General features: G+C 42.4%; 11 protein-coding genes. 5 read left to right on the forward strand and 6 right to left on the reverse strand.

Annotated features, from left to right (window positions below; all coding sequences use genetic code 11):
- Positions 1-425: 425 nt before the first annotated feature.
- Positions 426-2,402, forward strand: coding sequence for a DUF3352 domain-containing protein (locus tag H6G79_RS28430; RefSeq protein ID WP_190593326.1), 1,977 nt, complete (start codon positions 426-428; stop codon positions 2,400-2,402).
- A gap of 262 nt (positions 2,403-2,664) precedes the next feature.
- Here H6G79_RS28430 and H6G79_RS28435 read toward each other — a convergent pair whose 3' ends face one another.
- A complete protein-coding gene (locus tag H6G79_RS28435; RefSeq protein WP_190593325.1) occupies positions 2,665-3,696 on the reverse strand; it encodes an aldo/keto reductase in 1,032 nt (343 codons plus the stop codon).
- A gap of 234 nt (positions 3,697-3,930) precedes the next feature.
- Between H6G79_RS28435 and H6G79_RS28440 the strand changes: the two genes are divergently transcribed.
- Positions 3,931-4,839 (forward strand): metallophosphoesterase, encoded by a 909-nt coding sequence (locus tag H6G79_RS28440; protein WP_190593324.1) that lies wholly within the window; start codon positions 3,931-3,933, stop codon positions 4,837-4,839.
- Positions 4,840-4,907: 68 nt separating this feature from the next.
- Here H6G79_RS28440 and H6G79_RS28445 read toward each other — a convergent pair whose 3' ends face one another.
- From H6G79_RS28445 to H6G79_RS28460, 4 genes are all read right to left on the reverse strand, one after another.
- Positions 4,908-5,573 (reverse strand): ribonuclease HII, encoded by a 666-nt coding sequence (locus H6G79_RS28445; protein ID WP_190593323.1) that lies wholly within the window; start codon positions 5,571-5,573, stop codon positions 4,908-4,910.
- A gap of 8 nt (positions 5,574-5,581) precedes the next feature.
- Complete coding sequence (locus H6G79_RS28450; RefSeq protein ID WP_190593322.1) at positions 5,582-7,639, reverse strand: Rne/Rng family ribonuclease; 2,058 nt, start codon at positions 7,637-7,639, stop codon at positions 5,582-5,584.
- A gap of 561 nt (positions 7,640-8,200) precedes the next feature.
- On the reverse strand, positions 8,201-10,819 hold the full coding sequence (locus tag H6G79_RS28455; protein WP_190593321.1) for a TIGR03960 family B12-binding radical SAM protein: 2,619 nt from the start codon (positions 10,817-10,819) through the stop codon (positions 8,201-8,203).
- A 142-nt stretch (positions 10,820-10,961) separates the two neighbouring features.
- Complete coding sequence (locus H6G79_RS28460; RefSeq protein ID WP_190593320.1) at positions 10,962-11,294, reverse strand: STAS domain-containing protein; 333 nt, start codon at positions 11,292-11,294, stop codon at positions 10,962-10,964.
- A 459-nt stretch (positions 11,295-11,753) separates the two neighbouring features.
- On the opposite strand from H6G79_RS28460, the gene H6G79_RS28465 reads away from it, so the two are divergent.
- Complete coding sequence (locus H6G79_RS28465) at positions 11,754-11,957, forward strand: hypothetical protein (protein ID WP_190593319.1); 204 nt, start codon at positions 11,754-11,756, stop codon at positions 11,955-11,957.
- A 150-nt stretch (positions 11,958-12,107) separates the two neighbouring features.
- Positions 12,108-13,277 (forward strand): pyridoxal phosphate-dependent aminotransferase, encoded by a 1,170-nt coding sequence (locus tag H6G79_RS28470; protein WP_190593318.1) that lies wholly within the window; start codon positions 12,108-12,110, stop codon positions 13,275-13,277.
- A 144-nt stretch (positions 13,278-13,421) separates the two neighbouring features.
- Here H6G79_RS28470 and H6G79_RS28475 read toward each other — a convergent pair whose 3' ends face one another.
- On the reverse strand, positions 13,422-13,772 hold the full coding sequence (locus H6G79_RS28475) for a hypothetical protein (protein WP_190593317.1): 351 nt from the start codon (positions 13,770-13,772) through the stop codon (positions 13,422-13,424).
- A gap of 287 nt (positions 13,773-14,059) precedes the next feature.
- Between H6G79_RS28475 and gatB the strand changes: the two genes are divergently transcribed.
- A complete protein-coding gene (gene gatB, locus H6G79_RS28480; protein ID WP_190593316.1) occupies positions 14,060-15,535 on the forward strand; it encodes an Asp-tRNA(Asn)/Glu-tRNA(Gln) amidotransferase subunit GatB in 1,476 nt (491 codons plus the stop codon).
- Positions 15,536-15,988 lie beyond the last annotated feature (453 nt).

The following is a 15,988-nucleotide window of genomic DNA, read 5'->3' on the forward strand; positions in this document are numbered from 1 at the left end:
TTCTCAATCACCTTCCGATTCATCTTCATCGCTGGAGTTCTTTTCCTTCTACTCCTGTTGACGATTTCTTCTGCTTTAACTCCTCCTAATTGTAAAAAACCTACACCTGTCAGGAGAGGGGAGTGTGGGGAGTGTGGGGAGTGTGGGGGGAAAGATTTCTTCACCATCCTCCCACCTCTCCCACACCCCTGAATTTCTCACAAGAGAGAAATCCAGGCTGAACCCTTACAGCCTCAATAGCTGATAACTCTTCACCACTAATTGTTAAAACAGATTATTTTTTAATACTTAATTTTAAATTTTGGCCAAATCTATTTATTTACAAGTAATAAAAATATAAAAAAGAAACCTGCACAATCGCATTTTATGCCTTATACATTTAGTTGCTAGGTTGCAATTCTAAAATAGAAAATCTAAAATTCGCAATGGTATCACCGATTATTACAGTATCGCTATTATCAGTTTTAGCAGTGGCTTCTCCTGTGGCTGAGAAAAGCGAGGCTGAGGCATCTACTACCCTGAATGTCCCAGCGATCGCTAATATCTTACCCGCAGACACACCATTAGTCAGTTTAATTAACACGAAGGTAGATGCTTGGGCAGACCTAAATCGTTTTTATTTATTTGACAGAGCATATTCCGCCTTGGCTCAATATTTGCCACCTTCTTTTAAACTCGACTATGTGCGAGAAATTGAGTCTTTGTTGGGCGAACAAGTAGCGGCTGCGTTTCTACCCAAGGTTGAAGGTACAACCGCAACTCTAGAGAATAACTTTATTATGTTGGCTCCTCTGAAAGATGAGTCCCGCATCCAGCCTTTATTAGACTTACTGAAAAATAGTGACCCAAAACGAGTCAAGGTAAGTGAGTATAAAGGTGTAACTATTATAGAACTCCAGGTTCCAGAACCAGCCGAACCGCCAAAATTACCAGAATCAAATCCAGAGACGGAATCAATACCCCCATTACCAGAGTCACCAAAAGCACCAGAACCAAATCCAGAGACGGAATCAACAGCCCCATTACCAGAATTACCAAAAGCACCAGAACCAGCAGCATCACCAGAACCAAATTTAAAAAAAATTCCCAAATTATCGGCAAAGCCGATAAAAATACCCCAAAAACCGACTAATTCTTTGACAAAATCAAACTTAGCGGCGATTCCACCGATTTTGGGTAATCCAGATTGGTTAAAAAGAAGACCCAAAGGACTAGCGATCGCTGCTTTACCAGGGTATGTTGTAACTGGATTTACGGCTAAAGCCATTGAGCAAATTATTGATACTTCCCAAGGAGAGAATAATCTTGCTCAAAATCCCCAATTTCAGGAAACAATTAAGCATCCCCAGTATGCTAAATCTTTGTTTACCATTCATGAAAATTTGGCAACTTTTGTGCCTTTAATTAACGACATTGCCAAAGATCCAAGTCTGCCTTTTCCAATTTTTGGTAGTGAATCCATTAACCTTGATGAATTAAAAGAATATGGAAGTGTCAATGGTTTTGTAACAGTAGAACCAGAAGGATTACGTTTTCAAGCTACAGCCTATCGCCAAACTCCAAAATCAGAAAAAGATGAATTTCAAACTGAACAACCAGAGGCGATAGTCTCAAGATTACCAGGTGCTACTTACTCTGCTGCCACTGGTCGCAATCTCAATCAAAAATGGTTACTAATAGCAAAAGCTTTAAGTACAGAACCAAAACTCAAAGAGTATCTCGACCAATTCCGTAGTTTTGTCCTGAATAATACCAAACTCGATTTAGAAAAAGACATCCTCAATTGGATGGACGGTGATTATGCTTTCTTTTTGTTTCCTTCTAAGGGAGGTTTATTAGGCTCAATTCCTAACTTGAATTTAGGTATCGGTATCGCCTTAGAAACAAATAATCGAGATGCGGCTGAAACCACTCTCAAGAAATTAGATGAATTGATCAAATCTTTTTCAAACGGAGAAGTTGTAGTTAATACTCAAGATATCCAAGGACAAACTATCACGAGTTGGGATGTTGGCGGGGCATCTTCTCAAAGCTTACTGGCTTATAATTGGGTAGACGAAAAAACTCTTGTGATTTCCACAGGTTTTGGCGCAATTAAAGACTTAGTACCACAGCCTTATATTCCCCTGCCTACAACTTATAATTTCAAAACAGCAACTAATACTTTACCCCGACCCAACTACGGCTATTTTTATTTGAATGGTGGCTCTACTTTATCTTGGATTTATGGATTTGCCCCCAGTTTCTTTGATGATCAAACCTTCCGTCCTTGGAAATCAATCATTGGTTCAATCTATAGTTTGAGTGCCACAAGTTCTACCACACCAGATAAAGAACAATTTGATGTCTTAATGGTGTTGGCTCCTACTAGAAGACCGATTAATCCTGTGGGCAAAGAGTAATTATTAGGAGGAGGTAGTTCAGATCCTTTCGGCTTCGCGGTAATCGAGCGAAGTCGAGATTACCGCGAAGCTCACCCACCTGGAGTTGGGGAAAATCGTCCCCAATTCTCCCTGCTCCCTGCCCCTTTTCCTCTTCCCTCCTGCCTTGAAAGTGCTGAGTGCTGAGTAAAAATGCTAGTCCCACTTTTATGCTTGGCGATGAAACTTGTTTCATCGGGACTGCCTTACCCTAGCGATAAATTTTCTTACCTACCTACTTACATCAACCCAACCACTCAGGATTAAGTGCTGTACTATCAAATTGACTAGTAGTTTTAAACAATTCATATTGACCTTTAGTAGCAGCTTGACGAGTCCGATTTAATAGTTCTTGAACTTGTGCTTGACTCAGATGTTCAAAGGTGCGGATGGCTTCAAAAGCTTGGTCTAAGATTTTCATACTTTCAATGCCTGTAATCACTGTGGATGTCGGCAAATTCATCGCATAGTGTAAGCATTCAATGGGTTTAACAGTATTACTTTTGAGAATGTTTTGATCACCCATTGATTTCATTCCTAAAACACCAATTCCATCCTTAACTAGTCTGGGTAAAACTTGGCGTTCAAAACTGCGGAAATGGGCATCCATAACATTTAATGGCATTTGGACTGTATCAAAACGAAAGTTGTTTTGAGCAGCAACATCAAGCATTCTCAGGTGAACTAAGGGATCTTTGTGGCCAGTAAAGCCGATGTAGCGAATTTTGCCAGCTTTTTGGGCTTCTAGAACCGCTTCCATTGCACCGCCAGGAGCAAAAATCCTGTCTGGGTCTTCCATACGGATGATTTCATGATGCTGTAATAAGTCTATGCGATCGCTCTGCAATCTTTTCAAAGAATCATCAATTTGCTGGGCTGCGGCTTTTTTGGTGCGACCATCAATCTTTGTCATCAAAAACACTTTTTGCCGATAACCATCCCGGAGTGCTTTACCCATGCGAATTTCACTCCCGCCATTGTGATAGTCCCAGCTATTGTCCATAAAGTTAATACCACGATCAACAGCAGCACGAATCAGCCGGATACCTTCTTCCTCATCTTTTGGTCTACCAATATGGTGTCCACCCAAACCAATTACCGAAACTTTTTCCCCAGTGCGGCCTAACTGACGATAAATCATTTCACCTTTTTTAATTGGAGTGGGTTGATTTTGGGCTAAAGCTTGTTTAAAAATTCCTGCTGACGCTGCTAGTCCGACTGTTCCTAAACCAGAAGCAGAAGCTATTTTCAGTAAATCTCGTCTACTGATTTCCATAAATCATTAAAATCAAACTATTACATCCTCATAGCTTTGCACGGTGCAGAGTAAGCTACATCTAACTGTTGAAAGAGAACCGTCTTGATCAAGAGGTGTATTATATTGTGTCCAGTAAAAGACTGATCACAAAGACAGCTCAACAAGTTTGTTACGGAATATTAAGTCGCACATCATGTCATATAACAATATTGAGGACTGAATATAGCATTCACACTTCACACTTTATAGATTATGAAACTAAAACGCCGTCAATTTTTATCTTTAGGTAGTTTGGGAGCAGTTGGTACAGGAATTATCGGTTGGGCTTTAACTCATCACAATAATTCTTCTGATGATTTTGTCGCCATAGCAGCTAAACCCGCAAAAAAAGATTTACTCTTGCGTTTTGTGTCTGTGGCAGATACCGGAACTGGTACCAAAGGACAATATGCTGTAGCTGAAGCTATGAATTTTTATCACAAACGAAACCCTTATAACTTAGTGGTTTTAGCTGGTGATAATATTTATAACAATGGCGAAATCGAAAAAATCAATGCAGTTTTTGAACGTCCTTATCAACCTTTACTCAAAAAAGGTGTTAAGTTTTACGCTTGTTTAGGTAATCACGACATTCGGACAGCTAACGGTGAACCGCAACTTAAATACTCTGGCTTTAATATGCAGGGAAAACGTTACTACACATTTCGCCGTAATCAAGTCCAATTTTTTGCTTTAGATACTAACGGTAATGCTGATTGGAAAAAACAACTACCTTGGTTAGAACAAGAATTAAGCCGCAGTGATGCACCTTGGAAAGTTGTATTTGGTCATCATCCGGTTTATGCTTCTGGTGTTTATGGTAATAACCCAGAGTTTATTAAAGTTTTTACACCTTTGTTTCAAAAATATGGTGTGCAACTTTATATTAATGGTCATGAACACCACTATGAACGGACTAAATCTATTAATGGCACTACTTATTTAATTACTGGCGGTGGTGCTGGAACTCGCCCTGTTGGTCGTTCTGAATGGACAGCATATTCGGCTTCTAGTTTGAGTTTTGCAGCTTATGAAGTGTATGCCGATAGAATCGAAGTTAAGGCTATTGGTACTGATAATCGTGTTTTTGATCAGGGGATTATTCCGATTAAAAGTGCTTAGTTAAGTCAGTAAAAATCTCGCGCAAAGGCCCGATCGCACCTACCAATGAATACTCCAAATTATCCAAATTACTGCTGAATTTGGCAAGGGCTGAAAGATTTACGATGCAAAGATGAAGCGCCGTATTCTCGCAACGCCTGTAAATGTTTTGGGCTACCGTATCCTTTATTCTTTGCCAAATCGTACTGCGGATACTTTGCGGCTAAACGCAGTATCAACTCGTCACGCCAAACTTTAGCAACAATACTAGCAGCTGCGATGGAAAGCGATCGCTCATCTCCTTTGACTATTGTTTGTTGGGGTATGTGCAAATCTTTCATTGCTTGATTGCCATCAACCAAGCAAATTACAGGCTGTACTTTCAATTTGAGTACAGCCCGTTTCATGGCTAACAGTGTTGCCTGCAAAATATTTATTTGATCAATCTCCGCAGTTGCAGCAAAGCCGATTCTCCAGTCTGTTGCTAATTCACAAATTTGTGCGGCTAATTTCGCTCTTTTAGAACTGGAAAGCTTTTTACTATCTTTAACTCCAGCTGCAATCAATTGGGTGAAAGCATCTGCTGGGAGAATGACGGCTGCTGCAACTACAGGGCCAAATAAAGCACCACGTCCGACTTCATCGATGCCGGCAATTAAGCCAGACATCCCCGCTAAAGTGGACGAAAACTCCAGCCATTCCAGTTCACCTAAATTTGGTAGGGAATTAACAGCAGTTTGTTGAATCTCTACCATAAAGCAGCTTAACTTTCTTCAGAACCAGATTCTACAGCCGAGGAACGACGACGACGGCGGCGGCTACCTGTAGCAGTCAAATTTGCTTCCGTGTCTTCAGGGGTGGGTGCAAATCCCTCTGACTCTATTGGTTCTTCGGGTAAAGATTTTGCCTCTGGTTCTACAGGTGGTGGGGCGATGGGTTGAGTGAAAGTTTCAGGAATAGCCACCTCGGCAGGCGGTGGTGATAATGTGCTTGTTCCTTGTCCTGGCTGAACAATGTTAATAATCACTGATTTGGGATTTTTCACTTCCCTATCCAATTTCACTAAGGGGGAGATTCCCATCAATGCAAAAACATCTTGTTCTTCTATAGTCATTTCTACAGTTCTAATTTCCGGTGGTTCTACCACTGGTTTGACTGGTTCTGTTTTGATGACTTTATTGCGTTCGACTCTTTCTGTCCAACCTGATTTACCTAATGTGGGTGCAGGAATATCTGGTGTTGGGCTTAAGTCAACTTCATTATCCAGGTCTAGATCAGTATCACTATCAAAACCGAGAGAATTAGGTGCTAGGCGTGACTCATCTTTTCCATTTGCGCCATTAATCCCAATTCTGCGGCGACGGGTGCGGTTACCACGTTTATTGTTATCACCCAGTTCGTGATAGCTGGGATGATTAACTAAATTTAAGGCACTTAAATCGCCATCATTATCAAAACTATCACCAAAGCTATCAAAGCTTTCTCTCGGTTCAGAAATCCGCGCTACGGGTAAACGAGGTTCTCTTTGTGGTAAAGGTACAAAACGTTCTGGTAATTCTGCTGGTGTGGGTAAGCGGGTTTCGGTTTCGCCGGGGAGATGGACAATGTGACCTAAGCCACCGCAGGTTGGACAAGTACCGCCAAACAATTCGTAAATGTTTTGACCTTGGCGCTTGCGAGTCAGTTCGACTAAACCGAGTTCGGTGAGTTGGGCAATTTGGGGACGGGCTTTATCGGCTTTCAGGGCTTTGTTGAAATGTTCCAGGACGTGTAATTGGTCACGCCGTGATTCCATATCAATGAAGTCAACCACAATTACCCCAGCAATATTCCGCAGTCGCAATTGACGGGCAATTTCTGTGGCGGCTTCGCAGTTTGTCCACAATACTGTTTCTCTGGCTGTGGCCGATCGCGTGAAGGAACCAGAGTTAACATCAATTACGGTGAGGGCTTCTGTAGGTTCAATAATAATGTAACCACCAGAAGGTAAATCGACTCTTGGTTTGAGGGCTTCTCGAATCGCGGCATTGATGCGGAAATACTCTAATATGGGTGAGCGATCGCGGTGATGATCAATCAACAATCCTTGGGGTGTTTGTCCGCCACTCCAGTTCTGCAAATACTGTTTTACCCGCTTCAAGCCAGTGCTGGAATCAACCACAATTCGGTTGACATCTGCACCATACATATCTCGCAATACCCGTTGAATAAAGTCATCATCTCGATTTAACAGGGCTGGCGCACGAGTTGATTGTGCTTCTTGTTGAATTGCTTCCCATTGTTTTTGCAGCAATTCCAAGTCTTCCATGATGGCTTCTTCGGGCTTGCCTTCGGCTTCTGTACGTACCAACAAACCCATCCCCGCCGGTTTGATTAAAATTGCTAACGCCCGGAGGCGATTGCGTTCATTTTCACTTTTAATCCGGCGGGATAAATTCACGCCCCGACCATAAGGCATCAGTACTACGTAGCGTCCAGGCAAAGTAATGTTACCAGTGAGCCGCGGCCCTTTTGTTCCGGTTGGCTCTTTCATTACTTGCACCAACACTTTTTGTTGCGGTGCTAATAACTCTGTAATGGCGGCGGCTGTTCGCTTTAACCTTAATGGGCCTAAGTCCGTAACATGAATAAAGCCATTGCGCTCTGGATCACCAATATTTACAAAAGCTGCATCAATTCCGGGTAAGACGTTTTCTACTACACCTAAGTAGATATCACCGATTTGGTGATGGCCTGTGGCTACAACCAGTTCTTGTATTTGATCTTCAGAAAATACGGCAGCAATTTGATGCTGCTCTGCGATGATAATTTGTTTTGGCATTCAATTTCCTCAAAAATTGGCAGCACTGGCGTAGTTCTGGCGGTTGGTCATATCCCTCACCCCTGCCAGCTACTAAAGGTACTGCTGATAATAAAATTTGTGAAGCCGAGCTTCAAAGTTAAAGAGTTAATGACTGAGTAATTGCGTTGACACGCCTGTTTATTCCAGAACGGCTGCATATTGTTTAAGTAAATAAATCAACCGTCCGTGGTTGATTTTTGATGCGATACCCGCACCACCTAGGGATTGGGTATTCAGCAGGTGTTTAAAAAAATATAGCGTGAGACTTGCCGACGGAGCCTGCTTTTAAGTTACTAGTTCACCCAAGTTGCTATCAAGAGAGGCTGTTTTTAATCCGCTTCAGCTTGTCTGGGATAAAATCCTAGAAGTTGCTCTCTAGTATCTTTGCTTCTGCTCCCTGAGTATAGGGGGTAGTGAACTAGTGAATTCAATGCAGCGCCAGAAAATTTCTCTTCACCTCATTCTAACGCAACCTTGCTAAAAATCAATTCCCACGATGTGCTACATCCGGGTAACTACTAGCAAGTTACCTTTTAGGGATTATACTCCCAAAATTAACTGATTGCGGTGAATTTGCCGAAGTTGAAATTCTTGATTTGCAACTACTTCCAGCATAGATAGGACTTGCTCAGGACGCAAGGAAACACCGTCATTGCGGCAACTACCTAGAGAACGCAGAATAGCGATAGATTCAGCGACACTGTTGTTAATTTTTACTAATGATAATTCCAACAGGCGATCGCGCAGATTTACTATTTGAGTTTTACCCGATTTATTGGTTTGCTCTAGGTTAATTTCTTCCTTGGCCAATAGGACATCAATCCATTCTTGCCATTGTGCAGCTGTGGCTTCATTCGCAACTGCTACCGTAATCAAGTATTCGGCTGCGGCTAAGGCTTGGTTTGCCGATGGAGATTTTAAATCTATCTCTGCTACTTGATATATCGGTATATCGCTGGGCAGTTCCTCGGCTAACTTTGCCTGAAAAGTTTCCGTGTCTACTGGTGTGGTTAACTCAAAATCAACAATTTCGCCACTGCTAGTAGCACCTAAAGGTAAAGCACTGGCAATCATAATCCGGGGGTTTGGGTGAAATCCACCAGTGTAAGCGACGGGCAAACTCGCGCGGCGCACAACTCGGTCAAGTAACCGCAGCAAATCAAGATTGCCTAGCAAAGCCATGTCACCTTGCTTCCCAAACCAGACACGCAATCTTTGGACTTTGGTCGTATTCGGAACAAACTCACCTGCAAATTGAGGTATTGGTGGCGGCTCAATCACAATATTATGGCCGAAGTCTGTGCCGCAGACACCGCAATGGGAACAACCTTCAAAGGAGCAATCGGGAACAATTGCTGCTTCTAAGGCGCGTTGCAAGTCTTGTTTCAACCATTTTTTATCGATGCCGGTATCAATATGATCCCAAGGGAGGGGGGTATCTAGGGAATTGGGAGTCGGGAGTTGGGAGTTGGGGGAATCTTTGTCTTGTGAATGAAACAAATTCCATTCGCCGTTTTCGACTTGGCGGTATTTCCAGTCTAGACCTGCTTGGGCGATCGCATTACCCCAGGCGGTGAAGGCTTTATCTAAACTGTCATACCAAGAATCCATACCTGCACCTAATTCCCAGGCGCGGCGGACAACTTGACCCAAAGTGCGATCGCCTCTACCAATAAAGTCTTCCATTGCCGAAATGCGGACATCGGTGAAGTTGACTTTCACTCCCCGTATCCGGCGAAATTCTTGCCGCAGTAGGTTTTGTTTGCGTTCAAATTCCGCAGTGGCGACGGAGTGCCATTGAAATGGTGTATGGGGTTTGGGCGTAAAGTTGGAAATTGTCAGGTTAAAGTTAAGCGGTCTTCTGCCTTGACCCCGACATTCTCTTTGTAGCCAACGGACTGTTTCAGCAATGCCTAAAACATCTGCATCTGTCTCACCCGGCAAGCCAATCATAAAATAGAGTTTGATTTTATCCCAGCCTTGTTCCCAAGCTGTTTTCACACCTCTTAATAATTCTTCATTGGTCAAACCTTTATTCACAATATCCCGCATTCTTTGGGTTCCGGCTTCTGGTGCAAAGGTTAAGCCACCTTGGCGTGTACCACCGAGAATGTTGGCAATGTTCTCATCAAATCTATCTACACGCTGACTCGGTAAAGACAGGGAAATGTTTTCATTTTTTAACCGATTTTTAATTTCCATCCCCACCGCCGGTAGGGCTAAATAATCGGAACAACTCAGGGATAGTAAAGAAAATTCATTGTAACCAGTTGCCCGCATTCCCTGTTCAATGGCATCTACCACTTTTTCTGGTTCCACATCTCGCGCCGGACGGGTAAGCATTCCTGGTTGACAAAAGCGACAGCCACGGGTACAGCCACGACGAATTTCAATTGTTAGGCGATCGTGTACTGTTTGGACGTAGGGAACTAAGCCAATAGAATAGGCGGGTATGGGTGTGGCAACTCTTCTGATTATCCGTTTCGGCAAATCGGGGCGGTTAGGATGGACTGAGCCATCAGCTGCAATATCATAAAATTGGGGAACGTACACCCCTGGTATTTGTGCCAAGTCGAGTAATAAGTCGCGGCGACTCAAATTGGCTTGCTTGCCTTCTTCCAAAACCATACCGATTTCGGGTAAGAGTTCTTCGCCATCACCTAAAGCGAAGAAGTCAAAAAAGTCGGTGTAGGGTTCCGGGTTTGAGGTTGCTGTTTGTCCCCCAGCAAAAATGAGGGGATAATTCCCGGTGGCTCGTTCTTGCCATGTCAGGGGAATTCCTGCTAAATCCAACATTTCTAAGATGTTGGTTGCACCCAATTCGTAACTGAGACTAAAACCTAAGATGTCAAATTCTGGTAGCGATCGCTTAGACTCTACAGCAAACAAGGGGGTGTTTGTTTCCCTTAACTTTGCTGCTAAGTCTGTACCAGGGAGGTAAGCGCGATCGCATAATTGGCGCGGTTGGGCATTCAAAATGTTATAGAGAATGATATGCCCCAAGTTGGACGAACCAACTTCATAGACTTCTGGGTAGGTTAATACCCATCTGACAACTGCCGTTTCCCAAGGCTTATGTACTGCTAGGCGTTCGTTACCGAGGTAACGCGCGGGTTTTAGAATATCCGATGTAATTAATTTTTCTACTGCAACAGCCACTGTGCTATCTTCTAGCTACTTTTATGATTTACAGATAATCACCTCCAACCTTAGCACTGATTTGGTCGCAGCATAGTCTTATCTTTGTAACTGAAAACATCCTTTACAAACCCTTGCTACAAAGATTACTTACATGCTAGATTTATGGGTTAACCGATACTGATTCAGCCTTATCTGCAAACTCAAACACCTCATCAAGTTGAGTTAATTCAAAGATAATTTTCAAGGCTGGAGACACAGAACATAACCTTAAGCCCCGTTCCAAGTTTTGCGCCAGCTTCAACGCAGACACCAACGCCATTAAGCCGGCACTATCTAGTGACTCCACTGCTGCCAAATCCACAAGTAAGATTGCGACATCATTAGCCGTTAATGCTGTGGTTAAATCTCGTTCAAGTTCCAATGCGTTGGCGGCATTGAGTTTGCCCTGTAGACGAATCACTGCAATTTTTGGGCATTCCAGCACTGCTTGCATATTGACATCCTAAATTAGAGTTATTAAATCTTTCACCTGAGATTTATTTGAACATAATCTCTTTTTTTAAACATCGACCATACGTCTTACATCTCTTTGCTGAATCTTTATCACTGAAGGGTATATCTTTAAAGATTGTCATAAATACAGGGTAAAATGTGTTCATATATACTTTTTTTTCATATTGCTTCTCAAACAATCAACATAGACAGCCACAAAATAAATTGCTCATTGGTAAATTTGCTGGAAAAGCCTAATTTAACGATACTTTAGCCAGTTCATCTGGACGGATAAAATGAGATAAAATCTGCTCATTGACGAAGAAAAAAGATCGGGCTAGAGGCAAATCAGTGAGCGAGATAAATGTGATCTAAATCACTAATTTTATAAATCTAGATCACAATTTTTACTTAGCTACATCCCAGATAATTTAGTATTACCTAAAATGGGTTAATCAATATGAGAACGAGTAAGTATGCTATTCGCCAACTGGTAGAAAAGGCTCTTGATATTAAAAAATTAACTCCAGAGATAGAAAATGAAATTAACTCCGAATTAACTCAAAATGGTTATATTTCGGATGTAGACTACGAAGCTTTGGAATTATTAATGGCCGAAATGGATGCTGGCAGAATCAAGCTAGTTCCTAGCTGGGGATATTAATCTTCAGTCATTGGTCATTTGTTATAGCAATTCATTTCTAATGTCTAACCCCTAGCCTGGGAAATTTTCTGTGAGATTTACTGTTTAGTTACCTGGTGTGGCGTAAACTGTGCTAGTTAGCATTAATGTTTGCATTAATATTAAGTCGCCATGCACTTCGCTAAACGCCTAGAAAAAATTCCTCCCTACCTCTTTGCTGAAATTAACCGTAAACGAGCAAAACTCGTCGCCGAGGGAGTTGATATCATTAATATGGCAATAGGCGACCCCGATAAACCGACCCCAGCACATATTCTCCAGGTGATGCACGCGGCAATTGACAATAGTGCCACCCATAACTATCCGCCCTACGAAGGAACACAAGAATTTCGGCAAGCGGCTGCTAAATGGATGGAACGTCGGTTTGGGGTAACTGATTTAAATCCAGATACAGAGGTTGTAGCATCTATCGGTTCTAAAGAGGCGATACATAATACTTTTTTAGCTTTTGTGGAGGCGGGAGACTATACACTCATTCCCGATCCTGGGTATCCGGTGTATCGCACTTCTACAATTTTCGCTGATGGCGAACCATTCACAATGCCACTGAAGGCAGAAAATCAGTTTTTACCAGATTTAAACGCAATTCCTGAAGAAATTGCCCAAAAAGCCAAGCTGTTGTGGATTAATTACCCCAATAATCCCACTGGGGGAGTTGCAAACCTAGAATTTTTTGGAGAATTAGTAGATTTTTGTAAGCAGTACAACATCTTGCTGTGTCATGACAATGCTTACTCAGAGATGGCATACAATGGCTATAAACCGCCGAGTGTGTTGCAAGTGCCAGGGGCGAAGGATATCGCCATTGAGTTTCACAGTTTGTCGAAGTCTTACAATATGACAGGCTGGCGGGTTGGTTTTGTTGTGGGGAATGCGCTGGGTATTCAGGGTTTAAGGCAAGTTAAAACCAACGTTGATTCGGGAGTGTTTAAGGCTATTCAAACAGCTGCGATCGCAGCTTACAATACTTCAGAAGCCGAACTGCAAACTTTGATGTCTGTTTATCAAAATCGTCGTGACACCATCGTTAAAGGATTGCAATCTTTAGGATGGCCGATTCAACCACCAAAAGCTACCCTTTATGTATGGGTTCCTGTTCCTGCTGGCTATACTTCTGCGGAATTTGTAAATTTACTGCTTGACAAATGCGGCATTATGGTGGCTCCAGGTAGTGGTTACGGTGCATCTGGTGAAGGCTTCTTCCGTATTGCTTTAACTATCTCTGAAGAACGAATGGAAGAAGCCATTGAGCGAATGAAGGATGCTGGTATTTGTTACTAAAAAAGTCTGAAGTGTGAAGTGTGAAGTGTGAAATATCGGCGTTGCTGACAAACTCATTAACCTCTCTGCGCCTCCGCGCCTCTGCGTGAGATGAATATCCTGAAATCATGCAATTATGAAGTCTAAAATTTCATACTTCATACTTCACACTTCAGACTTTCGACTTTGCCACATCTGCTGGATAAATTGTTGCAGTTGTTGTTTAGCCGCCAAGTCTGGTTCCCCTTTTGGTTCTTTGACTAAAACCTGACTCAACAGGGTAATTACTTCCGTGTCTAATGCAGGGCGAAATAATTGGAGAGGCCAAAGCAAGTCAGATGCGTCTCGCAAGTCTGTAATTAGTGGTGGTTCTTGAGTATGGTTAGCCAGTAGTAAAGGACGCACCCAACACAACTGACGGGACACAACAACTTCAATCACTTCCGCATACAAATTCTTGTCACTATGCGCTAAAGACACAATTTGTCCTGGTTGAAATTCTGGGTGTGCATCCATAATCATGTAGCTAGGGTAGTAGCAAAGATAATTGTGCAGCTTTTCTCATTTTAATTGGCAGAATGGGCTAGTACAAAAAGGTGGAAGTCGGAAATCCAAAAAGTAGCGTTAATTAAATTTGTTGGGTTGGTATGTTTTGTAGTTCTCATTTGCTGGGGTTAATTGCGGTTCACCCAAATTTGGAGTTTGCGAGACATTCATTTAAGCTCAGAGTTCATACAGTAAGAACTTGTCAAGGCGAGGCTAAAATAGTAATTTACGTGTAAATTGGTCGAACTTTAAATCTTATGACTTCTGCTACTCCAGTCAAAACTGAGTACGAAGCGATTATTGGTCTAGAAACCCATTGTCAGCTCAGTACGAATACCAAAATTTTCTCTAGTAGCTCTACGGCGTTCGGTGCTGATCCAAATACTAACATTGACCCCGTGTGTATGGGATTACCTGGGGTTCTGCCCGTACTTAACGAAAAAGTCCTAGAGTACGCGGTAAAAGCAGGTTTAGCATTGAATTGCCAAATCGCTAAATATAGCAAATTTGACCGTAAACAGTATTTTTATCCTGATTTACCGAAAAACTACCAAATTTCTCAATATGACCTACCCATTGCGGAACATGGTTGGATCGAAATTGAGTTGGTAGATGCTGAGGGTAATCCTGTACGGAAGCGTATTGGAATTACCCGCCTGCACATGGAAGAAGATGCAGGTAAATTGGTACATGCGGGAAGCGATCGCCTGTCTGGTTCCAGCTATTCTTTAGTAGACTACAATCGTGCAGGTGTACCCTTAGTAGAAATTGTCTCGGAACCTGATATTCGTTCGGGACAAGAAGCCGCAGAATACGCCCAAGAACTCCGCCGGATTATGCGTTATCTCGGTGTGAGTGACGGGAATATGCAAGAAGGATCATTGCGTTGCGACGTAAATATTTCTGTGCGTCCCGTCGGACAAGAAAAATTCGGGACGAAGGTAGAAATTAAAAATATGAACTCCTTCAACGCCATTCAACGGGCGATTGAATACGAGATTGAACGTCAAATTGCGGCTGTCGAAGCCGGAGAACCCATCATTCAAGAAACACGGTTGTGGGAAGAAGGTTCACAACGCACAATTAGTATGCGGACAAAGGAAGGTTCTAGCGATTATCGCTACTTCCCCGAACCAGATTTAGCCCCCATTGAAGTCACCGATAGTCAATTAGAATCATGGCATAGCGAACTACCAGAACTCCCCGCCCAAAAGCGTCATCGCTACGAAACTGAACTAGGACTTTCGGCTTATGATGCACGAGTCTTGACAGAAGAGCGTTACGTATCAGAATATTTTGAAGCAGCGATCGCATCTGGCGCAAATGCCAAAGCCGCAGCTAACTGGATTACGCAAGATATCGCCGCATATCTCAACAAGCAAAAACTCAGCATTTCTGATATTGCTTTAACTCCAGCGAACTTGGCTGAAGTTATCACCCGCATCGAGACTGGCAAAATTAGCAACGCCCAAGCTAAAGAAAAATTGCCAGATTTACTCCAAGGTGTGACTCCAGAAAAAGCCTTTGCTGGTCAAGAGTTAATCACTGACCCCAGTGTACTAGAACCCATTGTTGATGAAGTGATTGCGGCTAACCCCAAAGAACTCGAAAAATATCGCAACGGTAACACCAATCTCAAAGGCTTCTTTGTGGGACAAGTGCTGAAAAAGACTAGCAAACGTGCTGATCCGAAATTAACTAACGAACTGGTGGAGAAAAAGCTCAATGCCTAGTATGAAAGAAAGTCAATGCCCTCAAATCAAGCATTCTGACCAGTTTTAGTTCAGTAATTTCTTTACAGTATATTTACTAAAAATACCATCTACTCAGTAATAGCCCTCACAATTAAAAGGCTATTCTATTGTTAGTAGATTCACCCTAATGCTTCGGAGAGTTGCCTCAGCTGCTCTCCTTATTTATTAATGAGAAAGTTATGTTTCTCTCACATAAAAAATCTTGATTTGGCATAGCTATATTGATTGAAGTGATAACAGTATTGATCGTATGACTTACGCAAAAAACAAAAAAAGAAGGTTTTATCACAGGGTGCAGGGGTATGAGGGTATAAGGGTGTAAGTATTCAAAACCCTTACACCCCATACCCTTTCACTCCCACACCCAATCCCCACAGACAAGTTTGGTGCGTAAGTCCTGGATTGCTCAAAGTATTCAATTGATTGGCTTTA

It is taken from the genome of Anabaena sp. FACHB-83, assembly GCF_014697485.1.
Lineage (GTDB): Bacteria > Cyanobacteriota > Cyanobacteriia > Cyanobacteriales > Nostocaceae > Nostoc_B.